Consider the following 1,371-nt stretch of genomic DNA (forward strand, 5'->3'; position numbering starts at 1 on the left):
GTGACCGTTGGTTTCTGTGTGATCGCCGGGTTGGTCAGCTATCCGATCAACCGGATCATGGGCGCACGGAACGATATTCCGCCGACCGAAAAAAGCTACGCCGAGATGTTCGTGGTCGAAGGCTTTACGATCCCCGAGATCCCCTCAATTGTGATCCGGTCAGCCCAGATCACAGGTATCCTCGCCCCGCTTATCGCAATTTCAGTGGTGATGCAGCAAATCCTGTCGCTGCTGGGGGCGCAAGAAACCATTGGGAACTTTGTAACCTCAATGGGCGGCTACCACGCGGTTCTATTTACCTCGATGGTGATCGTCTTCTTTTCCGGTATGGTGCTGGAAAGCTTGCCGGTGACGATCATCCTTGCGCCAATCCTCGCGCCGATCGCGGCCTCGGTTGGGATAGATCCGATCCATTTCTCGGTGATCTTCCTGGTGGGCGCGTCTATCGGCTTTATCACTCCGCCCTACGGTTTGAACCTCTATGTGGCATCAGGCGTGACGGGTGTACCCTACTTCCGTCTCTTGCGATACACGGTGCCTTATCTGGTGGCTTTGCTGTCCGTATGGATATTGGTGTCGCTTGTGCCCGATCTGGCCTTGATCCTGCTGCCAAATAACTAGAATGTTGCGGGATGGCCGAGACGGAAACACAAGAAAAAGAAACTCAGATCCCGACCAACCTGCGCCTTCTTCTCATCCTTGAGGAGGTGGCGCGGCGCGGAGTCGCCGTCAAACCATCGGACCTAATCGAGACATTGGGACTGGCCAAGCCCACAATCCACCGTCTGCTGCAAACCGCTGAGGCCGAAGGTTTCCTACAACGAGATCTGGATGGCCGCTCATTTGGTCCTGGGCACCGGCTGAGGTCGCTTTCGGTCAATACAATGTCTTCCGAACACCTGCGCACGGCGCGTTTGGCAATCTTGCGCAGCGTCGCTGAAAAGGTTGGTGAGACGTGCAACTTGGCCATCCCAGACCGGGAGGGCATGATCTACCTTGACCGGGTTGAAACGAAATGGCCGCTACGCATCCAATTGCCAATCGGTACACAGGTTCCCTTCCATTGCACAGCTAGCGGCAAGATGTACCTGTCTACTCTACGTCAGAAGACGTTGGATGGGTTCCTATCTGCAGGCAATTTACAACCGCAGACCAAACAAACTCTAACGAACCCTAATGCACTACGCGAGGAAATCCGGGGAATCGCCGAGAACGCTTACGCGACAGATGATGAGGAATTCATGGCCGGAATGACGGCCATCGCTGTGCCCATTCGTGATGGACAAGGCAGATTGGTAGGCACACTTTCAGTGCATGCTCCAACACAACGTCACGACGTCAACAGCCTGCTGTCCTTTCTGAACATCCTGA

General features: G+C 54.9%; 2 protein-coding genes. Both read left to right on the top strand.

Features of this window, described 5'->3' with window-relative positions; all coding sequences use genetic code 11:
• Positions 1–621: TRAP transporter large permease subunit (locus ACR0E6_RS21195; RefSeq protein WP_480587016.1), on the top strand; the 621-nt coding region annotated here is incomplete at its 5' end.
• A gap of 11 nt (positions 622–632) precedes the next feature.
• The coding region (locus ACR0E6_RS21200) for an IclR family transcriptional regulator (RefSeq protein ID WP_480587019.1) at positions 633–1,371 on the top strand (739 nt) is incomplete at its 3' end.

The organism is Ruegeria sp. AP12 (genome assembly GCF_056540025.1).